At 66.2% G+C, this 23,366-nt stretch carries 27 protein-coding genes; 5 read left to right on the forward strand and 22 right to left on the reverse strand.

What is annotated here, in order from left to right; genetic code table 11:
* Nucleotides 1-35: 35 nt before the first annotated feature.
* The 17 genes from MTX35_RS09115 to dacB form a co-directional block, all read right to left on the reverse strand.
* Complete coding sequence (locus MTX35_RS09115; protein ID WP_243594659.1) at nucleotides 36-458, reverse strand: rhodanese-like domain-containing protein; 423 nt, start codon at nucleotides 456-458, stop codon at nucleotides 36-38.
* Complete coding sequence (locus MTX35_RS09120; RefSeq protein WP_243594660.1) at nucleotides 455-1,024, reverse strand: cysteine dioxygenase family protein; 570 nt, start codon at nucleotides 1,022-1,024, stop codon at nucleotides 455-457. The genes MTX35_RS09115 and MTX35_RS09120 overlap by 4 nt, the downstream gene beginning before the upstream one ends.
* A gap of 137 nt (nucleotides 1,025-1,161) precedes the next feature.
* Nucleotides 1,162-1,962 (reverse strand): type III pantothenate kinase, encoded by an 801-nt coding sequence (locus MTX35_RS09125; RefSeq protein ID WP_243594661.1) that lies wholly within the window; start codon nucleotides 1,960-1,962, stop codon nucleotides 1,162-1,164.
* Nucleotides 1,963-1,966: 4 nt separating this feature from the next.
* Complete coding sequence (gene panD / locus MTX35_RS09130; RefSeq protein WP_032380718.1) at nucleotides 1,967-2,398, reverse strand: aspartate 1-decarboxylase; 432 nt, start codon at nucleotides 2,396-2,398, stop codon at nucleotides 1,967-1,969.
* Nucleotides 2,399-2,402: 4 nt separating this feature from the next.
* A complete protein-coding gene (gene panC / locus MTX35_RS09135) occupies nucleotides 2,403-3,347 on the reverse strand; it encodes a pantoate--beta-alanine ligase (protein WP_243594662.1) in 945 nt (314 codons plus the stop codon).
* Entirely contained in the window at nucleotides 3,344-4,258 is a 915-nt protein-coding gene (locus MTX35_RS09140) for a Rossmann-like and DUF2520 domain-containing protein (protein WP_243594663.1), read from the reverse strand. Before MTX35_RS09140 ends, panC begins: the two co-directional genes overlap by 4 nt.
* A 114-nt stretch (nucleotides 4,259-4,372) precedes the next feature.
* Nucleotides 4,373-5,752 (reverse strand): DUF6779 domain-containing protein, encoded by a 1,380-nt coding sequence (locus MTX35_RS09145; protein WP_243594664.1) that lies wholly within the window; start codon nucleotides 5,750-5,752, stop codon nucleotides 4,373-4,375.
* A 90-nt stretch (nucleotides 5,753-5,842) separates the two neighbouring features.
* Nucleotides 5,843-6,316, reverse strand: coding sequence for a DUF3180 domain-containing protein (locus MTX35_RS09150; protein ID WP_374230259.1), 474 nt, complete (start codon nucleotides 6,314-6,316; stop codon nucleotides 5,843-5,845).
* Nucleotides 6,310-6,852, reverse strand: a complete 543-nt coding sequence (gene folK / locus MTX35_RS09155; protein WP_243594666.1) for a 2-amino-4-hydroxy-6-hydroxymethyldihydropteridine diphosphokinase — start codon at nucleotides 6,850-6,852, stop codon at nucleotides 6,310-6,312. Before folK ends, MTX35_RS09150 begins: the two co-directional genes overlap by 7 nt.
* A complete protein-coding gene (folB, locus tag MTX35_RS09160; protein ID WP_243594667.1) occupies nucleotides 6,849-7,253 on the reverse strand; it encodes a dihydroneopterin aldolase in 405 nt (134 codons plus the stop codon). Before folB ends, folK begins: the two co-directional genes overlap by 4 nt.
* Nucleotides 7,250-8,059 carry a dihydropteroate synthase gene (gene folP, locus MTX35_RS09165; RefSeq protein ID WP_243594668.1) on the reverse strand — a complete coding sequence of 270 codons (810 nt, stop codon included), beginning with the start codon at nucleotides 8,057-8,059 and terminating at the stop codon, nucleotides 7,250-7,252. Before folP ends, folB begins: the two co-directional genes overlap by 4 nt.
* Nucleotides 8,060-8,117: 58 nt before the next feature.
* Entirely contained in the window at nucleotides 8,118-8,705 is a 588-nt protein-coding gene (gene folE / locus MTX35_RS09170) for a GTP cyclohydrolase I FolE (RefSeq protein ID WP_243594704.1), read from the reverse strand.
* A gap of 230 nt (nucleotides 8,706-8,935) precedes the next feature.
* Nucleotides 8,936-11,803, reverse strand: coding sequence for an ATP-dependent zinc metalloprotease FtsH (gene ftsH / locus MTX35_RS09175; RefSeq protein ID WP_243594669.1), 2,868 nt, complete (start codon nucleotides 11,801-11,803; stop codon nucleotides 8,936-8,938).
* Between the two features lie 299 nt (nucleotides 11,804-12,102).
* The gene (hpt, locus tag MTX35_RS09180) at nucleotides 12,103-12,654 is read right to left on the reverse strand and encodes a hypoxanthine phosphoribosyltransferase (RefSeq protein WP_243594705.1); all 552 of its coding nucleotides are present in this window, start codon (nucleotides 12,652-12,654) and stop codon (nucleotides 12,103-12,105) included.
* 11 nt (nucleotides 12,655-12,665) lie between these two features.
* A complete protein-coding gene (gene tilS / locus MTX35_RS09185; RefSeq protein ID WP_243594706.1) occupies nucleotides 12,666-13,652 on the reverse strand; it encodes a tRNA lysidine(34) synthetase TilS in 987 nt (328 codons plus the stop codon).
* An 8-nt stretch (nucleotides 13,653-13,660) separates the two neighbouring features.
* Nucleotides 13,661-14,749 (reverse strand): zinc-dependent metalloprotease, encoded by a 1,089-nt coding sequence (locus MTX35_RS09190; RefSeq protein ID WP_243594670.1) that lies wholly within the window; start codon nucleotides 14,747-14,749, stop codon nucleotides 13,661-13,663.
* On the reverse strand, nucleotides 14,740-16,143 hold the full coding sequence (gene dacB / locus MTX35_RS09195; RefSeq protein WP_243594671.1) for a D-alanyl-D-alanine carboxypeptidase/D-alanyl-D-alanine-endopeptidase: 1,404 nt from the start codon (nucleotides 16,141-16,143) through the stop codon (nucleotides 14,740-14,742). Before dacB ends, MTX35_RS09190 begins: the two co-directional genes overlap by 10 nt.
* A gap of 142 nt (nucleotides 16,144-16,285) precedes the next feature.
* On the opposite strand from dacB, the gene MTX35_RS09200 reads away from it, so the two are divergent.
* Nucleotides 16,286-16,777 carry an inorganic diphosphatase gene (locus MTX35_RS09200; protein WP_068053642.1) on the forward strand — a complete coding sequence of 164 codons (492 nt, stop codon included), beginning with the start codon at nucleotides 16,286-16,288 and terminating at the stop codon, nucleotides 16,775-16,777.
* A gap of 63 nt (nucleotides 16,778-16,840) precedes the next feature.
* Complete coding sequence (locus tag MTX35_RS09205) at nucleotides 16,841-17,290, forward strand: PAS domain-containing protein (RefSeq protein ID WP_243594672.1); 450 nt, start codon at nucleotides 16,841-16,843, stop codon at nucleotides 17,288-17,290.
* Nucleotides 17,291-17,336: 46 nt separating this feature from the next.
* On the opposite strand, the gene MTX35_RS09210 is transcribed toward MTX35_RS09205, so the two are convergent.
* The 3 genes from MTX35_RS09210 to MTX35_RS09220 form a co-directional block, all read right to left on the reverse strand.
* Nucleotides 17,337-18,413, reverse strand: a complete 1,077-nt coding sequence (locus MTX35_RS09210) for a diguanylate cyclase (protein WP_243594673.1) — start codon at nucleotides 18,411-18,413, stop codon at nucleotides 17,337-17,339.
* 96 nt (nucleotides 18,414-18,509) lie between these two features.
* Nucleotides 18,510-18,974, reverse strand: a complete 465-nt coding sequence (locus MTX35_RS09215; protein ID WP_243594674.1) for a MarR family transcriptional regulator — start codon at nucleotides 18,972-18,974, stop codon at nucleotides 18,510-18,512.
* A 1-nt stretch (nucleotide 18,975) separates the two neighbouring features.
* Complete coding sequence (locus MTX35_RS09220; protein WP_243594675.1) at nucleotides 18,976-19,803, reverse strand: crotonase/enoyl-CoA hydratase family protein; 828 nt, start codon at nucleotides 19,801-19,803, stop codon at nucleotides 18,976-18,978.
* Between the two features lie 119 nt (nucleotides 19,804-19,922).
* Between MTX35_RS09220 and MTX35_RS09225 the strand changes: the two genes are divergently transcribed.
* On the forward strand, nucleotides 19,923-20,420 hold the full coding sequence (locus MTX35_RS09225; protein WP_243594676.1) for a 2-oxo-4-hydroxy-4-carboxy-5-ureidoimidazoline decarboxylase: 498 nt from the start codon (nucleotides 19,923-19,925) through the stop codon (nucleotides 20,418-20,420).
* A gap of 21 nt (nucleotides 20,421-20,441) precedes the next feature.
* On the opposite strand, the gene MTX35_RS09230 is transcribed toward MTX35_RS09225, so the two are convergent.
* Both MTX35_RS09230 and MTX35_RS09235 read right to left on the reverse strand, forming a co-directional pair.
* Nucleotides 20,442-20,666, reverse strand: coding sequence for a DUF6480 family protein (locus MTX35_RS09230; RefSeq protein ID WP_243594677.1), 225 nt, complete (start codon nucleotides 20,664-20,666; stop codon nucleotides 20,442-20,444).
* Nucleotides 20,667-20,694: 28 nt separating this feature from the next.
* Nucleotides 20,695-21,339, reverse strand: a complete 645-nt coding sequence (locus MTX35_RS09235; protein ID WP_243594678.1) for a TetR/AcrR family transcriptional regulator — start codon at nucleotides 21,337-21,339, stop codon at nucleotides 20,695-20,697.
* Between the two features lie 52 nt (nucleotides 21,340-21,391).
* Here MTX35_RS09235 and MTX35_RS09240 point away from each other — a divergent pair, with 52 nt between their 5' ends.
* Nucleotides 21,392-22,396 (forward strand): hypothetical protein, encoded by a 1,005-nt coding sequence (locus tag MTX35_RS09240; protein ID WP_243594679.1) that lies wholly within the window; start codon nucleotides 21,392-21,394, stop codon nucleotides 22,394-22,396.
* A 4-nt stretch (nucleotides 22,397-22,400) separates the two neighbouring features.
* The gene (gene alc, locus MTX35_RS09245; RefSeq protein ID WP_243594680.1) at nucleotides 22,401-23,366 is read left to right on the forward strand and encodes an allantoicase; all 966 of its coding nucleotides are present in this window, start codon (nucleotides 22,401-22,403) and stop codon (nucleotides 23,364-23,366) included.

Below are 23,366 nucleotides of genomic sequence, written 5' to 3' on the forward strand. Positions count from 1 at the left end.
CGCACACACTTTACAGCGCAACGCGGTGAGGACGATCAGTGCGCTGCGACGGCCTCTGCCTCGCGAACGCAGTGCTTGGCCTGCGTCAACACACCGAGCAGCCCAGCCGACTTCAGCGCCTGATAGCCGCCGACCAGGTCGGTGGACCTGTGCAGACCCAGCAGCTTGAGCGACGCGGCCGCGAGCGAGGACGTGTAGCCCTCGGAGCAGATCACGATCCACTCGACGTCGTGGTCGACGGCGATCGCCAGGCGCGCATCACTCGTCGGGTCCAGACGCCATTCGAGGACGTTGCGTTCGATGGCCAGCGCGCCCGGCAACGTTCCTTCCACGGCGCGCTGCGCCTGCGGGCGGATGTCGACGACGACGGCTCCGCGGGCGACGGCGTCGCGCAGTTCGAAGACGGTCGTGCGATCGATGGTCTCGCGTGCGGATTCGAGCATTTCGACGATGGTCATGCGGTGGCCTTTTCGGGTTCGTCGGTGAGCTCGCTACGGGTGCGACGCAGCGTGGACCGTTCGGTCACGTCGTAGTAGGACATCGCAGTGAGCGGTGGCGAGTAGGCGTGCACGCTGAGGGTGGGGCCGGTCGTGTTCGACGCCGGATCGTGCATCACGTCGTGCACCCACCCGAGCGGGAACGACGCCTGATCACCGGCGTCGAGACGACGCTGCTTCAGTCCTGTTCCAGCCCAACGATATTCGAGCAGCGAGCCACTGAGCACGGTCAGCGCACCGAGAGATCCCGCGTGATCGTGTAGTTCGGTGGAACGATCGGGAACCCAGCTGATCAACCAGACGTCGAGATCGTCGTCGGAATGCAGGCGGGCGGCCCAGCGCTCGTCGGTCGGCCAGCGACCGCCACCCGGAAGCAGGTGATCGAAGCGACCCTCCAGGACGTCGGATGCGCCCTGGTCGGTGATCCGAAGCAGGTCGGGAGGACGCAGCCGAGTCGGCAATGTCGAGACCGACCGTGAGGACGATGCGGGTCGGGAGGGTGCAGAAAATACAGGTGTGGAAAGCATGAAGCTCTACTCCAGGGGTGTGTTACGAACGAGGCAGGGTTCAGCCTCGACAACACTCCTGGGTGGCCATGCACGTCATCACGTCGACGATTCTGACACACGAACGCCCGACGCGCTACCCCGCTTCACCGAAACACTCAGCGTGGCCGCCGCTTTGCCATGTTGCGTTCGTAGACCAGACGCAGCCCCTCGAGCGTCAGGTCGGGTTCGTGGTGCTCGATGGTCGTCGACTCGGGCAGGATCAGCGCCGCGATGTCACCGGTCCCGATGATCGCGACGTCCGCGCCGGTCACCTCGGGTACCTCTCGCCGAATTCGCCCGACCAGACCGTCCACCAAACCCGCGAATCCGAAGATGGTGCCCGACTGGATGCACTCGACGGTGTTCTTGCCCAGAACCGAGCGAGGCCGGATCATCTCCACCTCGCGCAGCGTGGCAGTGCGCGTCGACATGGCCGACGCAGACATCTCGAGACCTGGAGCGATGGCACCGCCGAGAAATTCCCCCTTGGCCGAGACCACGTCGACACAGGTGGTGGTTCCGAAATCCACCACGATGCACGCCGTGCCGTACAGGTCATGTGCAGCAAGGGTATTGACGATGCGGTCGGCACCGACCTCTTTGGGGTTGTCGACCAGCAACGGCACTCCGGTCCGCACACCGGGTTCGACCATCACGTGCACCACGTGATCCCAGTAACGCGCAAGCATCGTCCGCATCTCCCGCAGTACCGACGGCACGGTCGACAGCGCAGTCACCCCGGTGATCCGTTCGGCGTCCTCACCCAGCAGACCGCGCAACATGAGGGCCAGCTCGTCGGCCGTCACATGGGGGTCTGTTCGAATTCTCCAGTCCCGCAGTAGCTTCGAGTGGTCATCGGTGCCGGTGAACAGCCCGACCACGGTGCTGGTGTTGCGCACATCGATCGCGAGGAGCATCGAATCAGACCAGCACGGAATCGGCCCGCAGATCGCGCGGTGTGATCAGACCGGAGCCCGCGGGCGCATGAGCCGGATCGCTGCCGAGTTCGACGGGCCGGTTCTTCTCGTCGACGAACACCACTCGCGGCGCGTAGTCGGCAACCTCCTGCTCGTTCATCACCCCGTAGGCGATCAGGATGACCAGGTCGCCCGGGTTCACCAGATGCGCTGCAGCACCATTGATTCCGATGACACCACTGCCGCGTTCGCCGGTGATCACGTAGGTTTCGAGCCGCGCTCCGTTGTCGATGTCGACGATGGTGACCTGCTCGCCCTCGAGCAGGTCGGCGGCCTCCATCAGATCCTGATCGACGGTCACCGAGCCGACGTAATGCAGGTCTGCGTGCGTGACGGTGGCGCGATGGATCTTGGACTTCATCATCGTTCGAAACATTGTGTCACTCTCCACTTTTCGGATCGTCTGGGCTAATTTCTTCTGGTCGTTCCGCAGGCTCCACTCCTGCCTCGAGGAAACCGGTGCCGACGGCGACACCGACGTTGTCGATCAACCTCGTGGTGCCCACCTTGGCGGCCACGAGCAGTCTTCCGTCTCCGCGTTCGGGAGCCGGGCCGAGATGCGGGTCGCGTACCTCGAGGTAGTCGACCTGCACCAGCGGTGCCACGTCGAGCACGGCGCGCGCGGTGGCCAGAATGGCGTCGACGCCCCCGGCAGCTGCGTGCGCCCCGGCAACGAGGGCAGCCGACAACGCCATCGCAGCGTCGCGCTGCTCGGCATCGAGATACCTGTTGCGTGAGGACAGGGCCAGACCGTCCTGCTCGCGGACCGTCGGAACCCCGATGACAGCGACATCGAAGTTCAGGTCTCGCACCATCTGACGAATCAGCGTCAATTGCTGGTAGTCCTTCTCCCCGAAGTACGCCCGATGCGGCGCGGCGATCTGCAGCAGCTTGGCCACGACGGTGAGCATCCCTGCAAAATGAGTTGGCCTGCTTGCACCTTCGAGTTCTGCGCCGATCGGTCCGGGATGGACCGTGGTGCGCGGGCCCGACGGGTACATATCCGACGCGGACGGTGCGAAGACCAGCTCGACTCCCTCCTCACGCAGCAGCGCGACATCGGCGTCGAGGGTCCGAGGATAGGCGTCGAGGTCCTCCCCCACGCCGAACTGCAGCGGATTGACGAAGATCGACACGATCACCACGGCACCGGTGAGCTTGGCCTGGCGCACCAGCTGCAGGTGCCCGGCGTGCAGTGCGCCCATGGTCGGCACCAGAGCGACCTGCTTGCCGACGCCTCGCAGTGCCTTCGACACCGACGTGATCACCGCGGGATCGTGGTGAACCGTCAACTGCCCCTTGGTATAGCTGCCCGCGAGGGTCATCGATTCCCTTCCAGAAGTTCGATCAGGTCTGCCTTGGCCCCGATGCGCTGCGCCGATCGCAACGACAGCGCCCGGTACCCGGCGGCGATCCGCGAATCCACGGACTCGAGCACGTCGAGATGCTTGCCGACGGCAGCGGTGTCACCGCGCGCCACCGGTCCGGTGAGGGCAGACTGCCCGTTGCGCAGCGCATTGTCCAACGCCGCTTCGAGCAGTGGAGCCAGAACACGCTCGGGCACACCACGCTCGGAGTCCGAACCGGGAAAACCCGGACCGGCCAATGCAACTCGGAGTGCTTCGACCGCGTCGACCACCAAAGTGACGAGGTGATTGCTGCCGTGCGCGAGAGCGGCGTGGTAGAGCGCTCGATTGTTCTCGGGCACGTGCACCGGCTCGCCGCCGATCTCGAGCACGAGAGCCTGCGCCACCGCATAACCGATCTCGTCACCCGCGGTGATGCCGAAGCACGCCGCCGTCATCCGGTCGGTGTCCTCCACTCCGCCGCTGAACGTCATCGCCGGGTGTATCGCCAACGGCACGGCACCGAGAGCGGCCAAGGGCTCGAGCACCGAAATCCCGTTTGCGCCCGAGGTGTGCAGCACCAGCTTTCCCGGCGCCACCGCCCCGGTGGACGCGAGCCCCGCGACTATCGACGCCAGCTCACTGTCCGGTACGGCCAGAATCAGCAGCTCCGCGCGACGAGCAACCTCGTCGACGGGCAGAACCTGAGACTCGGGCAGTCGATCACGTACTCGTGCGACGGATGCGTCCGATACGGCGGCGGCACCGACAACGACATGCCCGACGCGTTCGAGCGCCTCTCCGAATGCGGTCCCCACTCGTCCGGCCGAGACGACACCCACGGTCAATCGAGCCGGAGACAGACCACCAGTGAACCCTGATGAGGTCACCGAAAACTTCCTCTCGTTCGTTCCAGTCCCGCGCGGCGGGTACCAGACGTCCTGCAGGGAACACTAGCGACCGCGACCCCACGTGTGCCATGGGGTACCGGTGTGATGTGGTTCTCAGTCCGCGCGGCGGCGGCGACGGCGAGTGCCCGGATCGGTAATCGATGCATCGGGGCCGTCTCCGCCCTGCAGACCGGCCATGATCTCGGCAACGCTGCGACCGTTCGAGTGTGCGCCCGGCGCATCCTCGTCGCCGGCCGACTCCGCGCGCCTACGATTGCGTCGAGGCGAGACGGCCGTGTCCTCGGCCGGTGTCTCGTGGTCCCCGGTGCCCCCGAAGAACGCGTCGGCCGAATCTCGTAACGAGGAGCGGGACTCCGAGTACGTGTCTTCGTATCGGTCCGAGTCGGTGTCGTCCCCGGGCTCGGACCCGTGATCCGCGGCGGGCTCGGTTGTGTACTGCTCGGGCGAGGCCTCGGCCGGCTCGGCGTAGGACTCGGACGCATACGATTCGGCCGAATACGAACCAGCCGAATCGGCCTCCACTCGCTCGGTCTCGGGGGTTTCGGCCGAGACCTGCGGGGCGTACTCCGCAGCCGGTTCCGAGTCGGCAACCGGCCGACGGGCCTGCTCGAAGTTGTAGGCGGTGAAGGGCGAGCTGGGCGGAGTCACGCGTGCGGCCGGTCGCGGGGCACCGTAGGGGCGCGCCTGCGCTGCGGGCCGCTCGTACGAATCGACGCCCTCGTCGGACGCGGCCGAGTCGTAGCTCGACGGCTCGTACGAACTCTCCGCGTACGGATCCTGATCCGACTCGGCAGCCGTCGGAGCCCCGGCGGTTGTCGTGGCCTGCGGCATCTCGTCCGGATCCTCCGGGTACACCACCGAGGTCTCGGCCGTGACCGGCTCGTCGTAGGGAGTTCCGACACCGTTGAGACCATTTCCCGCAGCCATCGCCCCGTTGCCGTTCCCGCCACCGCGGACGTACAGGCCGGACGGCGCAGGTTGATAGCTGTCGTATCCGCGACCGCCGAGTTCCTGCATCCTCATCGCCTCGGCGCGCAGGGCGACACGTTCGGTCGGCAAATTGCCGTCGAAGAGCACCTGCAGATTCTGACGAAGGGCAGCGAGTTCGTTGCGCAGCGCCGCGACCTCGTCGATCTCGAGCTGCGATTCTCCGCGAACCCGAGCTTCGACGCTCATCTCGTACTCGCGCCGCGCCGAGATCTCGCGCGCCAATTGCAGCTCGTAGACCGTCTGCAGGTCCTTGGCCTTGGTCTGATCGGCGGCCGCCTCGCGTCGATACTTGGTCATCGCGAACGCACCGATCACCGCAGCCCACAGAGCCGACAGAACACCGACCCTCATCCACTGCACGCTCTCGGTGAAGAGCAACAGCACGCTGGCGATGATGCCGAACACGACGAGCGCCGCGAGGAACAGCTGGCTCGCACTACGCCTCTTACGGCGTCCCTTCTTTGCGCGAGTCTGATCTGTCATGTTCACAAGGGTAACCGGCAAATCGTTCGCAAATAGTCATCCTCGACCGATCACTTACACAACCGAGGTAACAATCAAATGTTTCCAGCGTTACCGAGAACGCTCGTCGTCACGGTCTTTCGGGGTGCGGCAGCACTGTTCGAGCCACACCGCGGCAGCGACGACGGCCAGCCCCGCCACCAGCGCGACGATGGCGCCGGCGCGATCCGAAGACGCTGCCCGAACCGTCGCCGCACGGGGCATCACGTACACCAGGAACCCGACGCACACCCCGACGACAGCGGTTCCCACCAGCACCGATGCCTTCGCCAGCACCAGTGCCCTGAACACCGTCAACGGGTGCAGATCGTGCAGACCACCGCCGACCCGATGCTCGGCGATTCGATTACGAACGATCACCGCAGTGACCACTTCCACCGCGGCCACCAGATACAACGACGCCCCGGCGTACACCGGAATCGGCGGGAACGAGCCGTAGAAGACCCGAACCAGTAGCCAGGTGCCGATCGAAGCAACCAGGAAAAGACCCAGAACATCCCAGACCTTCGTGGGATTGGTCACCACAACCGATCACCGACACCCTCTTGCTCTCCCGGTCGTTCCTGCAGGCTCCACTCCTGCCGAACAACTCCCGCATGCTCCTCCGGACTCAGGCGCGCCAGCAACTCGATCACCGGTACGTCGTCGTCACCGACGCGCAGGGTGGCGTCGGGTTCGACGTCGAGCCACGGCCGCAGAACGAATGCTCGCTCGTGCGCGCGCGGATGCGGAAGGATCAGCCGTGGATCGTCACTGATCAGGTTCTCGCACACCACCACGTCGACGTCGAGGCTTCGCGGACCCCACCGCTGCACCCGAACGCGGTCGGCTGCCTCTTCGAGTCGCTGACCGAAGCGCAACCAATCCCAGGCGTCGAACGCGTCGTCCTCGGCCACCACCACGGCGTTCAGGAAGTCCTGCTGCTCGACGCCGCCCCAGGGAGCGGACCGGTAGACGGGCGAGCAGGCCACCGTTCGAGAACCCAATTCGGCTGTGACAGAACGCAAGTGACCCAGCGAATCACCGACATTGCTGCCGATGGACAGCACGGCACGGGTCATGATCGCTCCCGGTAGGCCACCACAGCGACGTCGGCGAACGTGAGCGGGATGGGTGCCGACGGCTTGTGCAGCACCACTTCCACCGCCTCGACCCGGGAGTCGTATGCCAGTACGACCTCGGCGATCTCGGCCGAGACCGTTTCGATCAGGTCCCTGGACGGGCCCGAGATCACTGCCGCGGCACGCTCGGCCAGTTCGCCGTAGTGCAGGGTGCGGGTGAGATCGTCGGTGTCGGCTGCGGGTTGCAGATCCATCCAGACGGTGATGTCGACGACGAAGTCCTGGCCGTCTCTCTTCTCGAACTCGAAAACGCCGTGATTGCCGCGCACCGTCAGGCCCCGCAGTTCGATGCGGTCGCCACGGCGTGTTCCGGCACCGGCGCGGCTGCTGATCTCGCTCATGCCCGGTCACCCTGCCATGCCCGTACGACGGCAACCGCATCGAGTGATGCCTGGGCGTCGTGTACCCGCACGCCCCACGCGCCCCCGGCGACGGCGAGCGCCGAGACCACCGCGGTGGCGATCTCGCGCCCGTCCGGTGGCCGCGGAGAACCGTCGTGGTCGGCCAACAGAGTTCCGAGGAAGCGTTTACGGGAGGCACCGACGAGCACCGGGAATCCGGCCGACACCAGATCGGGAAGGCCGCGCAGCAGTTGCCAGTTGTGTTCGGCATTCTTGGCGAATCCGAGGCCGGGGTCGAGCACGAGCATCGCCGTGTCCACTCCCGCAGCCACTGCGTGATCCACCTGTTCGAGCAGTTCGCTCCGGACGTCGGCAACCACGTCGTCGTACGCATCGGCTGGACCGGCATGGCGGTACTCGGAGCCTGCGGCCCGCCAATGCATCAGTATCCAGGGCAGGCCACCGTCCGCGACCACGCCTGCCATGGCCGTATCGGCCCGACCGCCCGAGACATCGTTGACGATCGCGACACCGGCCTCGATCGCGGCCTCGGCGACCGAGGCGCGCATCGTATCGACGCTGGTGACCACCCCTTCGGCGGCCAGTGCGGCGATGACCGGCACGACGCGTTGTACTTCGAGGACAGGATCGATCCGATCTGCCCCCGGACGCGTCGACTCACCACCGACATCGACGATGTCGACTCCGCGACGACGCATCGCCAGTCCGTGCTCGACGGCGGCGTCGACGTCGAGGTACCGACCACCGTCGGAGAACGAGTCGGCAGTGACGTTGAGAACGCCCATGACGACAGGGGCAGAGGGGATACTTCGCGCTCGGCTCATCGGCAATCGACCGGTTGCGTCATTTCCGCAGAATCAGGTCCAGAGCTTCCGAACGCGATGCCGCGCTGGACTGCAACAGACCCCGCACCGCCGAGGTGGTGGTGCTGGCACCCGGCTTGCGAATCCCGCGCATGGCCATGCACAGGTGCTCGGCCTCGATCACGACGATCGCACCGCGTGGGTCGAGTTTGCGCATCAACGCGTCGGCGATCTGGCTGGTCAAGCGCTCCTGAACCTGGGGGCGTTTGGCATACATGTCCACCACGCGCGCCAGTTTCGACAGGCCGGTCACCTTGCCGCTCTTCCCCGGGATGTAGCCGACGTGTGCAACTCCGTGGAACGAGACCAGGTGATGCTCGCACGTGGAGTACATGGGGATGTCGCGGACGAGAACCAGTTCCTGGTGCCCCTCGTCGAACGTCGTGTTCAGCGCCGTGTCCGGGTCGGTGTAGAGCCCGGCGAAGATCTCGCGGTACGAGCGCGCGACGCGAGCCGGGGTGTCCAACAGACCGGGACGGTCGGGATCCTCACCGACGGCGATCAACAGCTCACGAACGGCAGCCTCGGCGCGCGGTTGGTCGAACACAGCGCCGGTGGCGTAGGCCACGGTCTGCTCGACGGTTGCCGGGGCGACTGCTGGGACTTCTGCCGAGTCGCTTGACGACTCGTCGGTCCGGTTGACTGACACGTGAACGTACCTCCGGTTGGGTTCCGCGAATGTGACAGCTGGGTCGACCAGCACCTGTTCTAGGACAACAGTTACGCCGACCTGCAGCACGGTTCGAACGGCGTACTGGGCCGACCGAGTAGGTCGACCCAGCAAGCCTAATGATCTGCCTAGCGGTAGGAACCGCCCGGCCCTTCCCAGCGTTGCGTCCGCGGACCCTCGTCGCCGTCGTCCTCGGCTCGCTCGTCTGTCCGCGAGTCCTCGGGCGGGGTGCTCTCGGGGCGATCGTCCCCGGGGAGCGGATAGCTCTGCGACGGGGTCGGTACCTCCCAGGTAGGAGCCGACGACTGTTCCGGTGCTGCCTCGTCCTGGTTCTGGCCGTACGGGGGCTCGTGCCGAGAGGTTCGGCCCTGATCCCGGGTGTCCGGCCGGAACGGATCCGGCTGATACTGCGGCGGCTGATACGCCTGCGATTGATTCGGCGGCCCACCAGCAGGCGGCTGATACTGCGGCGGCTGCTGATACGTCGGATGCTGGCGGTACGTCGGCGGCTGGACCTGAGACGGGTCGTAGCGATTCGGGTCCGGTCGATCCGCGTCGGGCTGCTCGCGAGTCGGCTGATTCCGATCCGGCGGTGTGGACGGTCCCTGGTAACGGGGAACCGACGGCTGGTCGCGCGGCGGCCAACCCGGAGCCGACCATCCGGCCGGGGCACCGTAATCGGGACGCGAGCCCTGGCCGGGGCCGCTGGGGCGAGGGTCCTGTCGGCGATAGCCCTCGGAGTAGCCGCCTCCGTTGGGAGCGCCTCCGTTGGCTGGGCCGCCGTAACCGCCGTTGTAACCGCCACCGTTGTAGCCGCCGTTGTAGTCACCGGTTGCCGGTGCACTGCGTCGACCACTGCCGGTATTCGGCGCATTGACGTCCCCGGTGCCGGGCGAGCCGTCTACCGGCCCACCGTTGTTCGGGGCACCGTTGGTGGGGCTGCCGTTGTATCCGTTGCTGCCGTTCGGGTAACCACCCTTGCTCAGCTGCGGCGAACCGGCGTAGCTGGGCTGCGGAACCTGTTGCGGCGGAAGCTGTTTCGGGGCCGGCGGCACCGGAGGCCACGGCTCGCCGCGCTCGGCAGCGAGTTCACGAGGAGTCTTGACCGGCGGCTTGTCCGAGGGCTTGCGGTCACCGAAATCGTTGAACAAGGTGATGCGCGGGCGCTTGGTGACGCTGTGGAAGATCTTCTCGAGGTCCTTGCGGGTGAGCGTCTCGCGTTCGAGCAGCTCCGAGGCCAGGGTGTCGAGCAGGTCGCGGTACTCGTTGAGGATGGCCCACGCCTCGGTGTGTGCAGCTTCGATGAGCTTGCGCACCTCCTCGTCGATCTCGCGGGCGACCTCGTGCGAGAAGTCGGACTGCTGGCCCATCGAACGGCCGAGGAACGGGTCGCCCTGTTCCTGTCCGTATCGGACGGCTCCGAGCTTGCTGCTCATGCCGTACTCGGTGACCATCGCGCGCGCGATCTTGGTGGCCTGGTCGATGTCCGAGGACGCACCGGTGGTCGGCTCGTGGAAGACGAGCTCCTCGGCCGCGCGACCACCCATGGCCATGACGAGCCGAGCGATCATCTCGGACCGCGTCATCAGACCCTTGTCGTCCTCCGGAACGGTCATGGCATGTCCGCCGGTGCGACCGCGAGCAAGGATGGTGACCTTGTAGACGGGCTCGATGTCCGGCATCGCCCACGCCGCGAGAGTGTGACCACCCTCGTGGTACGCGGTGATCTTGCGCTCGTGCTCGCTGATGATGCGGCTCTTGCGGCGCGGGCCACCGACCACGCGGTCCACCGACTCCTCCAGGGATGCCTCGGTGATGACGGTGCCGTTCTCGCGAGCCGTGAGCAAAGCCGCCTCGTTGATGACGTTGGCCAGGTCTGCACCGGACATCCCGACGGTTCGCTTGGCGAGACCTTCGAGGTCGGCGTCCTGGGCGACCGGCTTGCCGGCCGAGTGCACCTTGAGGATGGCGCGACGGCCGGCCAGGTCGGGGGCACCGACGGGGATCTGCCGGTCGAAGCGACCCGGACGCAGTAGGGCGGGGTCGAGGATGTCGGGTCGGTTGGTGGCGGCGATGAGGATGACGCCGGTGCGTTCGCCGAAGCCGTCCATCTCGACGAGCAGCTGGTTGAGAGTCTGCTCACGCTCGTCGTGACCGCCGCCCATGCCTGCGCCGCGCTGACGGCCGACGGCGTCGATCTCGTCGACGAAAATGATGCACGGGCTGTTCTGCTTGGCCTGCTCGAAGAGGTCACGCACGCGGGACGCACCGACGCCGACGAACATCTCGACGAAGTCCGAGCCCGAGATGGTGAAGAACGGCACTCCGGCCTCGCCCGCGACGGCGCGCGCGAGCAGCGTCTTGCCGGTTCCGGGAGGACCGTAGAGCAGCACGCCGCGCGGAATCTTGGCACCGAGCGCCTGGTAGCGAGACGGATTCTGCAGGAAGTCCTTGATCTCGTACAGCTCTTCGACGGCCTCGTCGGCACCCGCGACGTCGGCGAAGGTGGTCTTGGGCATGTCCTTCGTCAACTGCTTGGCCTTGGACTTGCCGAAGCCCATGACCCCACCGCGTCCACCGCCCTGCATGCGGCTCATCACGAAGATGATCACGCCGAGGATCAGCACCATCGGCAGGATCAGCAGCAGGAACGAGCTGAACCAGCTCTCCTGGGTGACCGTGGTGTTGTAGCTGTCGAGGCCCTGCGAGTCGACCTTGTCGAAGATCTGCTCGGACGCCGAGTCCGGGTACTTCGAGATGATCTGAGTTTCGTTGCCCGAGGCCTCGTTGGCCTCTTTGAGCGTGAGCCGGATCTGTTGTTCGCGGTCGTCGATCTGCGCGGATGCCACGTTCCGGTCGTCGAGCTGGGCGATCGCCACCGAAGTGTCGACCGTCTTCCAGTCCCGCGTGTCGTTACCGAAGTAACTGAAGGCATAGATCACCAACAGAATGCCGAAAACGATGGCCAGATTTCGTATTACTGTCTTCCGATTCATACAGCTTCAGCCGAGTCGGCCGTGTCCTTTCAGTCCGCTCCCGCGCGCTGGCTGCTCCCTGCCCGCCGGATGCTCCAGGCTACCGCGAGACCAGGACATAGGACTCGCTCTTACCTGGCGCTGTGCGTCCACGCACCTGTCGGCGTCGACGCTTCTTCCCCTCCAACGACCGCACTCCCCCAGCAGTTCCCCGTATATCGCCGCACACTATCCCCATCGATGGACCATTGCACGCGTCTCGGCGCGGCAATGGTCCATTCACGCGAAGCGGGTGAAGCAGGTGAACCGAACTTCCCAGCTCAGCTGTAGACCTTGGGGTCCAGCAGACCGATGTAGGGAAGATCCCGGTAGCGCTCGTTGTAGTCGAGGCCGTAGCCGACGACGAATTCGTTGGGGATGTCGAAGCCCACGTTGGCGACCTCAACGTCGACCTTGATGGCGTCGGGCTTGCGCAGCAACGTCACCACCGACAACGAGGCAGGCGACCGGGTCGCGAGGTTGCGCTTGAGCCAGCTCAGCGTCAGACCGGAGTCGATGATGTCCTCGACGATCAGCACGTGGCGTCCGGTGATGTCGCGGTCGAGGTCCTTGAGGATCCGGACCACGCCCGAGGACGAGGTGGACGAACCGTACGAGCTGACCGCCATGAACTCGAGCTGCGCCGGGATGGGCAGTGCCCGGGCGAAGTCGGTCATGAACATGATCGCGCCCTTGAGGACGCCGACCAGGAGCAGGTCACCTTCCGGTGCCCCTTCGGGGTAGCGCTGGGCGATCTCTTCTGCGAGTTCCGCAGTGCGCACTTTGATCTGTTCCTCGGAAATGAGAACCGATTCGATGTCGCCCTCGTACACGGGGTTTCCCTTCATTCGTTCTCCAGGCCGACGCTCAGCCTGCCATGCCGACGCGAGCACACCAACCTGGCGTCGGGCATTCCGCCTGGCAGCGCGACTCCGCCCTGACCCGTCCACCGTCCGACGAGGGCATCGACGGCTCGGAGCTGCCGGTCGGTCAGCGACGTCACACCCCGGCCGAGCAACCATCGGCGCAGCACTCGCCGTCGAATCGCGGAGTCGAGCGAGTCGATCGCGGACACCTCCAGTTCCGGTACACCTACCCCGACGACGGATTCGGCCATCGCGTCGAGCACCCGGCCGTCCTCACGCAGCTGTTCGGCCGTCCGCGCCAGTGCAGCGGCGACGCCACCGCCGAGCACATCCTCCAACAGGGGCAGCACTTCGTGACGCAACCGCACGCGAGTGAAATCGGTGTCGGTGTTGTGCGGGTCCTCGAACGGCTCGATCCCCAGCTCGACGCAGGCAGCCCTGGTCACACTGCGCCTCACTCCGAGCAGCGGTCGACCCCACGGTGCATCGAATGCCGCCATGCCCGCGATCGATCGCGGTCCCGATCCGCGGCCCAACCCGAGCAGGACGGTCTCGGCCTGATCGTCGAGGGTGTGCGCCACCAGCACCGACGCGTCGCCGCGGGCCAGGTTCAGCGCGTCGTACCTCGCCCGGCGAGCGGCTGCTTCCATCCCACCCGAACCGGTGACGTGCACGTTCAGCACCTGCGCATCACCCACGCCGAGATCGCGGGCCCGCTCGGCGGCAGTTGCGGCGATCTCGGCCGAGCCGGCCTGCAGACCGTGATCGACGATCAACGCCTGCACGTCCCGAGCCTCGGCCACGGTCGCGGCCGTCAAGGCCAACGAATCCGCTCCACCGGACAGCGCAACAGCCACCGGCCCGGGATGGGCAGCGAGCCACCCACGCACCGCCTGCCTGATCTCCAGCAGCGCCGGGCCTTCCGGCAGTCTTGGTCGTGCCGCAGGCTCGACTCCTTCCGGCAGTCTCGGCACTAGCCCAGAACTCGCGCGATCCAGGCGTCCGGGTCCTCGATTTCCGACAGCAGTGGCAGCGTGTCGGGGCCGGTCCACACGGTGTTGAAGCGTTCCATTCCCACTGCGGCGACGACGTGGTCGACGAAGGCCTTCCCGCGCACGTACTGCGCCATCTTCGCGTCCATTCCAAGCAGCGCTCGGATCACACGCTGGAGCGGGTTGACCTTGCGTTGACGACGCTGATCGAACGCGCCGCGAATCTGCGCCACGGTCGGCACGACGGCCGGTCCGACGGCATCCATCACGTGGTCGGCGTGGCCCTCGAGCAACGTGCCCAGCACCAGCAGCCGGTCGATGGCGTCGCGCTGCGGCTGCGGCTGGGTGGCGCGCAGCAGTCCGACGATGCCCGCGTCCTCGGACTTGGACGACCCGCTCGGATTCTTGCGGGCCTTGAGCGCGCCGCTGAGGCGGTTCGCAACATCGGAGAGTGGCTCGTCCGTGCCGTCGGAGAGCACGCCCACGTTCTCGCGCATGTAGCCGCCGAGCCACGGCGCGGAGGAGAACTGCACTCGGTGCGTCACCTCGTGCAGGCACACCCACAGCCGAAAGTCACTCGGCGAGACACGAAGCGCCCGCTCGACGGCAATCACGTTGGGCGCGACCAGAAGCAGCGTGCCGTTCTCGCCGGTGAACGGGTCGTACTGTCCGAGAATGGCACTGGACAGAAATGCCAGCATCGCCCCTGCCTGCAGTCCGGCCGGTTTCCCGCCGAGCAGACCCGACGGCGGCGTGCCGTCGTCGTCTCCGGTCAGGTGCTTCATCGACGCCGCGGCCGCGGCGATCCAGCCTGCCCGATCGACCACGTGAGCGTCGGGCACGGGGAGTCCGTCGGCCAGACCGGTGGTCTCGCGAACCGGCCCCTCGGCCCGAATCGATGCGGCGGCAAGCTCTTCCACGGCCGCCTCGGCGGTGTAGCGCGAAGTGGCCGGACCCGGGCGGACCAGCTTGGCTCCGGTTCTGGCGGCCACGGACCAGTCGACCGCACCGGCGAAACCGGAGGTGTCCTCGTTCTCGTCGGCACTCGCCGCTGCTGACTTCACTGGCATCCACACAATCTCAGGGTCGATGCCACGGCATCGAGGGCGGGGCGACTGACGCCGGGCGGTCGGTCGTTCGACATCAGCGCGAAGGTCAGGACTCGGCCGTCGACGTCGACGACATATCCGGCCAGAGCACTTGCTGCAGAGAGGGTTCCGGTTTTCGCCCGCACCCAGCCCGCTCCGGTCCGGTTCCCGGAGGCGTACCGATCCGACAGCGTTCCGGTGGCACCGGCAACGGGTAGATAGTCGAGCATCGCGCGCAGCGTCGGCTGCTCGTTTCCGGCCGCGGACGTCAGGACCTGATCGAGCAGTCTGGCCGGAATCCTGCCGTCCACCGACAGTCCGCTGGCGTCGTACAGCGTCAGGCCCGCCATTTCGAAGCCGGCGGAGTACAGGGTCTGCCCGATCGACGCCACGGCACCGGAAAAGCTCGCGGCCGTGTCCATCTCGAGCGAGAGTTCGCGTCCGATGGCCTCGGCGAGGACGTTGTCGGAGCGATAGACCATCTGCTGCAAGCGATTTCGCAGGGGTGCAGATTCGACGGAGGCAAGCTGATCGGCCCCTTCGGCCGCCGTGCCCGGCGTCACCGCTGCCGGGTCGACGCCCAGTCCTGCGGCCAGTGCACGGCCTGCGTCGAGTGCCGGGGTGGTGCTGCGCGGAGACTCGTCGACGAGTGGGTCGGACCTCCCGCCGTCGAGCATGATCGGTTCGATCGGGGTGATGGAACCGGCAGCGATATCGGCGGGAAACCAGCCCTGCGCCATCGTGTCACCGGAATAGAGCGAGGTGTCGACGCCGATGCTGCGCACCACCGTTCCGCTGCGGCGAATCTGCTCGACCAGGTCGTCGATGCGCGCCGCTCCTGGGTAGAACCCGTCGGTTCCGACCGGCAGCGCAGTGAGTGTGGGGTCGCCGCCCGCGATCAGCACGATGTCGCCCTCGGTGCTGCCCTGGACCACCCGGGTGGTGACGCGGTGATCCGCCGGGAGCGCGAGCATTGCCGCGGCCGCGGTGAGCAGCTTGGTGGTCGATGCGGGGGTCATCGGCGCATCGGGATTCTTGGACCAGATCACCTGGCCGGTCTGCGCGTCGGCGACGGTTCCGGTGAACGAGCCGAGGTCGGGATCGTCGACCACCTGGGCCAATGCGGCTGCCAGACCCGCCGAGCTCGGCATCGGTGCCGATTCCGGAAAGGGGGTGATCGACGGGTCGGGCAGCACCGTCTCGGGCGGGGGCTCGATCGCGGTCTCGGCACCGTCGGACACCGACGGCAGCACGAGCGCGGCCGTCGTGACTGCGAGGATCACCACGAACAGAGCGCACAGCGTCAGGATCACCCGCTTCTTCCTGCGCCGTCGGCTCGCTGTGGGGCCGAGGAACCGCCGTGTCAGCCCCGCCACTGTTACTCCGTATCTGCCGTGGTCGTACCCATCGTCGTTCAGTCAACAGTATCCTCGGGTCCGGTAGCCTTGCGCCGCCACCATCGACACATTCGCAATGACTCGAGCCGGTCCGGCTCGACGAGGACAGTGAGGACTGCACGTGCCGTTCGACGTCACCATCGAGATCCCCAAGGGGCAGCGCAACAAGTACGAGGTCGACCACGTCACCGGACGTGTTCGCCTCGACCGCTACCTCTACACAGCGATGGCGTATCCCGCCGATTACGGCTTCATCGAGAACACCCTCGGTGAGGACGGCGATCCGCTCGACGCACTGGTTCTGCTGCCCGAGTCGGTGTTCCCCGGCGTCATCGTCGAGGCTCGACCCGTGGCGATGTTCAAGATGGTCGACGAGGCCGGCGGCGACGACAAGGTGCTGTGCGTTCCGGCGGGCGACACCCGCTGGGATCACATCCAGGATCTGAGCGACGTCTCGACCTTCGAGCTCGACGCGATCAAGCATTTCTTCGTTCATTACAAGGATCTCGAACCCAACAAGCACGTCACCGGGGCAGACTGGGTGGGGCGCGCAGAGGCAGAGGCCGAAATCGCTGCATCATTCAAGCGCTTGGCGGACAATCCGGGTCACTGATCGTTTCGGCATCACACACCTCGTCTCGGCCGAGCGCCGACGAAACATAGTTTGGGGAGACGTATGACCGACAGCACTTCCAACGGTGATCGGCGCAATCTAGATTCGCGACCGATCTCGGATCCGACGCAGTTTCCCGATCTGCCGGTGACGGTCGTCCTCGACCGGATTCCGGTGCCGATCCTCGCTGTCGATCCGTCCGGTGCCATCGTGTTCGCGAACGAGGCCTTCGACGATCTGTTCGGTCTCGACCGCACCGAGCGTGAGGACTTCCATCTGCACGACATCTTTCCCGACCGGGCACCCGAGGGCGTCAACGTCGCAGACATGTTCCTCACGACGGTGGCCACCCGCGCAGATTCTCTGTGGCGGATGACCGACAAGACCGGCGATATCGTGCAGGTGCGTGCCAGCAAGTCGATCCTGCGCCGCACCGAGGACACCATCGTCCTGGTCGCGTTGGAGGATTTCACCGATCAGCTGTGGAACGACCCCAAGAGCGCTCTGCGCTGACGCAGTAGCTCGTCCTCCCCGAACGACCAACGGTGTACGCCGGCAATCACATGCCGGTGTACACCGTCGCTCTGTTTCCGCCCGCGTGCTTCGACTCGTACATCGCCGTGTCGGCCTCGAGCAGCACGTTGTGCACCAGGTTGCCGCCGTTTCCGGATTCGGCGGCGGTGAACCACCGACTGCCGTCCAACAGCGCGACACCGACGCTCACCGTCACCGGTACGTCGTCGTCCGGGTCGTGAATGGAGTCGAGGATCTCTTCGGCAATCCGGTGCACGGCGGCATCGCCGACCGGTAGCGCGATCGTGAACTCCTCACCGCCGGTGCGCGCGACGCACGGGCGGGCACCCGTCACCGATGTCAGCCTGCGCGCGGTGCGGCGCAGCACGCGGTCCCCGACCGCATGGCCGTAGGTGTCGTTGACTCGTTTGAACTGGTCGAGATCGAGAACCATGAGCGCGACCGAGTGTTCCGCGTCCAGCGAGTTCATCATGCGTTGGAGCCGCAACTCCAAGCCGCGCCTGTTGAGCAGGCCGGTCAGGGAATCGGTGTTGGCGAGATCGAGTTGGCGCTGAATCACCGCTCGGAACGCGAGCACCGAGTTGACCACCAGGAGAGTGGCCAGGGTCCTGGTGACGGTCGACGCCACATCGTGCGTGTCCGCCGCGAACAACAGCACTGCCAGTACGACGACCACCGCGTTGACGAACAGTATGTGGAATTCGAGCACTCGTCTCCTGGAGAAGTAGACGATGTAGATCCCGATCACCGTGAACAGAATCGCCCCGTTCAGAGCGAGGTCGCGTCCGGCGAAAGTGAGCAGCATCGCTGCAACGCCCACATCGGCGTACACGACGAACCACCCGGGCATGTGCGACGAGTCCGCCGCGCGACGAAACCACCACACCCCCACCGGGACGGTGGATATCAGCACCAGTAGGCAGGCGATCTTGGCGATCGCGCCTTCGGGTCCGTCTGCCGAGAACATCGCGACGACCCCGATCAGACCGAACGAGGGTACGAAGGCGGCGATTCCGAGGGCGACGCGGCGTTCGAGCCGCACCGAGCCGGTTCGCGGTCCGTTCACCCACGTGTGGGAGGTTCGATCGCGATCGACTGGCACGGCATTCCCTCCGTCCTGGCTTTCGGGCGAGCATGCGGGCCGGATGGCGCGGCCGGTCGTCCAGCTTGTCAGATTGTGCGATCGCTCACTCGCGCATCAGACGTTACCGCCGCGCCGCTCGGGCAGGTCCGGCCTGATCGTTTCGTAATCGGTCAAGAACCGATCGAGCAGCGCGATCAGCGAAGCCCGATCCTCTCGTGGCCACCCCTCGATGACTCGCCCGAGATTGTCGGTTCGACGTTGCTGGATCGCGGCCGCCGCTTCCTGACCCGACGCAGTCACGGCAAGGACGAACGCGCGACCGTCTCGTGTGTCGGGTCTGCGCTCGACGTGTCCTCGTTCGACCAGCTGAGCCACCTGCCTGCTCACCGTCGACGGATCGGAATTCACCATGGCGGCGAGTTCACTCGACCGCATCGGTCCGTCCCGCAGCAGCCGGAACAAGCACACGTACGCGGCACCGTCCACGCCGCCCGACGACGAGATGGCCGCGATGTTTCGCTCGCGCAAGCGCTGCAGTCGAACCAGCTGTGTGCCCAGTTCCTCGGCGAACTCGACCACGTCAGCTACCGGAGAACTGAGCCGGACGCTTCTCGAATACGGCGGTGATCGCCTCTGTGAGGTCATGCGAGGCGAGGAAGGCGGCGTTCCAGGCCGCGACGTAGCGCAGCGAATCGTCGACGCTCGAAGATCGGGAATGGTCCAGCACCGTCTTGATTCCCTGCACCACCAGGGGCGGATTGGCGGCGATGGCGGCGGCGCACTCGCGAGCAGCGGCCAGGGTGGCGTCGTGGTCCTCGAAGACGTCGTTGACCAGTCCGATCTTCTCGGCGCGGGCGGCGTCGATGTCCTTGCCCGTCAGCGCGAGCTCACGCATGTGGCCGTCCCCGATGATGGCAGGCAGTCGGGCCAGAGATCCCATGTCGGCCACGATCGCGACCCGCACCTCGCGCACACTGAACTTCGCGTCGGCGCTCGCGTAGCGCACGTCGGCGGCGGTGATGAGGTCGACGCCTCCGCCGATGCACCAGCCCTGAATCGCCGCTACGACGGGTTTGCGGCAGTCCGCGACCGCGTTGATGGCCTTCTGCATGGTCTTGATGGTGTCGTGGAACGACGTTCGCGGACCGGCGAGTGCCTTGTCCGCCATGAGCGGACCGAACGTGCCCGCCATCGCGGCGAGGTCGAGTCCGTAGGTGAAGTTTCGGCCCGAGCCCGCGAGCACGACCGCGCGAACCTCGGGATCGGCGTCGAGCCGAGCGAACAGCTCGGGGCTCTCGCTCCAGAAGTCCGGGCCCATGGCGTTGCCCTTGTTGGGCCCGAGAAGTGTCACGTGTGCGATGTGGTCTGCGATCTCCACGGAGAACGCGTTCCAGGTTCGTTCGGTCATGCCTGCGAGCCTAGCGGGAGCTCCGCACAATCCCGCACCGCATGTTACGGCGCGTAACGTCTGCGCTAAGTACCTGCTCAGCTCTGGTGCTGGGGCCCGATCGTGCCCATCATCGACTCATGCTGATGCATCAGGGACTCGGTTTGGAGACGTTCAACGATCTGCCGCGTCGCAAAGCGGTGCACGCGCTGTACGAGTGTTGCTGCTCGGTGGCGTGGGCGTCACGGGTGGCGGACGGCCGACGCTATTCCTCGCGCACAGACCTGTTCGCCGCTGCAGACTCGCAATTGGCCGAACTCTCGGACAGCGACGTGGACTCGGTGGCCGCGACGCTGCCGGAGCCGAACAAAGTGTGTGCAGCGATGGACAGGGACACTCGCGGCGCATTGGGGACGGCCGCGAGAGTGTACGAAGGCCGATTCGGCTACGCGTACGTGTCGAGTCGACTGTTCGACCCCGAGGGGTTCGAGCCGCGCGACATCCTGGTCGATCTGGGCCACCGACTCGACAACGACGACCGGAACGAGCGCACGGTCATGCGTGCCGAGCTGGCGAAGATCAATCACGGTCGTTTGGATCGCCTACTCGGACCCGAGGGTGGGTGGCCGCCGTACTGAGTGTTTCCGCTCGGTCCGAGGTCAGCCGAACAGGCCGACGGCCCGACCGATCAATCCACCGGCGATCAGAATCGCCAGCAATGCCACGATGGAAATGACGGCGATCGGCATCACTCGGTTGCGCTGCGGCGGCTCGTGATTCGGTCCACCGACTGCTGTCTCGGCTGGAGGAGTGTCGCCCGGCGTCACGCTACCGCCTGCTTCGAGGCCGGCAGTCTCATCGGGTTCGGGATTCTGAGCAGTCATGAATCCGGAGTACCCGGTCGCGCATCCCTCAATCGAGATGTGTCCTGGCTATCGCTCCAGCGAACAGTTCGGACACCGCGTCGGCGATGACTTCCTCGTCGATCTCTTCCGGATCCACCGAATGTTCGACGGCCAATCCGGAGATCAAGGCTGCCAGTGACGTCGCGAGGCGTCGGGCATCGAAGTTCTCGCCCACGCCCCACTGTCCCGCCCGTTCGGCGATGAGCCGCTCGAGCTCACCTCGAAGTGCTCGGCGGTCGGTGCGGTAACGCTCGGCGACGGCCGGGTCCCGCCCGGCCAGGATGCCGAATTCGACGGTCAACAGCGGCCAGCGAGGTTCGGCCACCACCCAGGACGCGATTTCGCCGCCGCCGGCCCCGGCCGCCGCCCGAGAGTCCAGATCGGAAACGTGGGCCAGCACGCGGGCCGCGAGATCGAGGGACCGCCGGGCGAGCAGCTCGGCGAACAGTGCCTGTTTGGACTCGAAATTGGAGTAGACGGCCCCTTTGGTGAACCCGGCGCGGTGCGCGATATCGGCGAGTTTGGCTGCGGCATAGCCACGTTCGGTGAACTCGTCGGCGGCCGCGGCGAGGAGTCGGTCCCGTACGTCGGTGCGTTGAGGTCGCCGTTGCGCCTGTGTCGACCCCCACTTTTCTTGCTCGTCGGCATTCACGATACCTAGAGTATTGAATACCTCGGGTATCGACAAGATTCAGGAGTCACCCATGCGCAAGATGTCACTGCTCGCCGCCGCGGTGCTGGTACTGCAACTCGGCTTCATCCTCAGCTACGTCTCGGCGTTCCATCAGCCGACGCCGCACGCGATCCCGATCGCAGTGGTGGCCGAAGCCGGTCTCCCCGAGGGGCTGGCCCAGCAGACCGCCGATCGACTCGACTCCCTCGACGGCAGTCCGCTCGACACGCGCACCGCGGCCGATACGGCCGAGGTCCGCTCACTGCTCCGCGATCGGGACATTCTCGGCGCGTACGTCGTCGGCGCCAGCGGAACGGACACCCTCATCACCGCGAGCGCCGCGGGTAGTTCCGTTGCCACCGCGTTGCAGTCGATCTTCACCGAGGTCGAGACCGCGCAGGGCCGTCAATTCGTGGTTCGCGACGAGATACCGGTCGGGGTGCACGACAACCGAGGACTGTCGGGGTTCTACCTCTCGGTCGGTTGGGTGGTCGGCGGATACCTGCTGGCCGCTGCATTCGGGTTGCTCATCGGCGCACCGAACTCGCGTCGCGAAACCTGCGTCCACGTCGGCATTCTCGCGGCGTATGCGGTCGCATCGGGAGCGCTCGGAGCCTTCCTCACCACTCATGTTCTGGAAACCTTTGCCGGCCATTGGTTTCCGCTCACCCTGCTGGGCACCGGGGTGGTGTTCGCCACGGGACTGTTCACCATGGGCCTGCGCGCCCTGATCGGCGTCGCTGCCGTGCCCGCTGCGATAGTGCTGTTCGTGATCCTCGGAAACCCGAGTGCAGGAGGAGCTTTCGGGGCGGACGTATTGCCCTCGCTCTATGCGTCGATCGGTCGCTGGATCACCCCGGGCATCGGCACCGAGGGGGTGCGCAGCATCGTCTACTTCTCCGGCAGCGGGCTGGGGCAGCCGGCGCTCGGACTCGTGCTCTACATCGCGGTCGGCGCACTGCTGATGGGCGCGGCGGCCCTGCGCCGCCCGTCTGCACACAACCCGGTGAGCCCGCGTGAGACCAGTAAAGTGTGATTCCATGACGTCCACATTCCCTCTGCCACTGCCCGATCTCGCCGTCCGCACGCTCGGAGGCGCAGTCGTGTGGGCAAACGACGAAACGTTCGCAGAGAAGGAAAATCTGATCACTCCGGGCAAGGCCGACTACTCCACGGCGACGTTCGGCCACAAGGGTCAGATCTACGACGGGTGGGAGACGCGACGCCGACGCGAGGCCGGCTACGACGAGGCCATCGTGCGACTGGGGGCTCCCGGGGTCGTATCGGCGATCGTCGTCGACACCTCGTGGTTCACCGGCAACTACCCGCCGGAAATCTCGATCGAGGCTGCCGAGGTCGACGGGTTTCCGTCGCCGGAGGAGCTGCGCACCCAGACCGAGTGGACCACCATCGTCGACCGTAGTCCGGTCGACGGTGACAGCGAGAACAGATTCCAGGTCGCGTCCGATGCACGGTGGACCCACGTGAAGCTGTCCATCTTCCCCGACGGCGGAGTGGCACGGCTGCGGGTACTCGGTCGCGGCAAACCCGATCCCAAGTTCCTCGCCGCCGGCCCGGTCGACCTGGCCGCCCTCGAGAACGGCGCGTACGTCTCGGCGTGCTCCAACATGTTCTACAGCTCGCCCAACAACCTGCTCTTCCCCGGACCCCCGCGGTCGATGGGTGAGGGTTGGGAGACCTCGCGTCGACGCAACGACGCGAACGACTGGGTCCAGGTGCAACTGGCCGGTACCGGACACATCCGTCTGGCCGAGCTCGACACCACGTGCTTCCTCGGAAACGCACCGGGCGCGGCGTCGCTACGGGGCCGGCTCGACGACGGCGAGTGGATCGAGCTGTTGCCGCGCACGACGCTGCAGCCCGACACCCGTCATCGCTTCGTCCTCGCCCACGACACCCCGGTGTCCGAGGTTCGCATGGACATCTTCCCCGACGGCGGCATGGCGCGATTGAGACTGTTCGGTGACCTCGACACTTCTGCGTAA

This window comes from Rhodococcus sp. ARC_M12, assembly GCF_022810385.1.
GTDB classification, from domain to species: Bacteria; Actinomycetota; Actinomycetes; order Mycobacteriales; family Mycobacteriaceae; genus Rhodococcoides; species Rhodococcoides navarretei.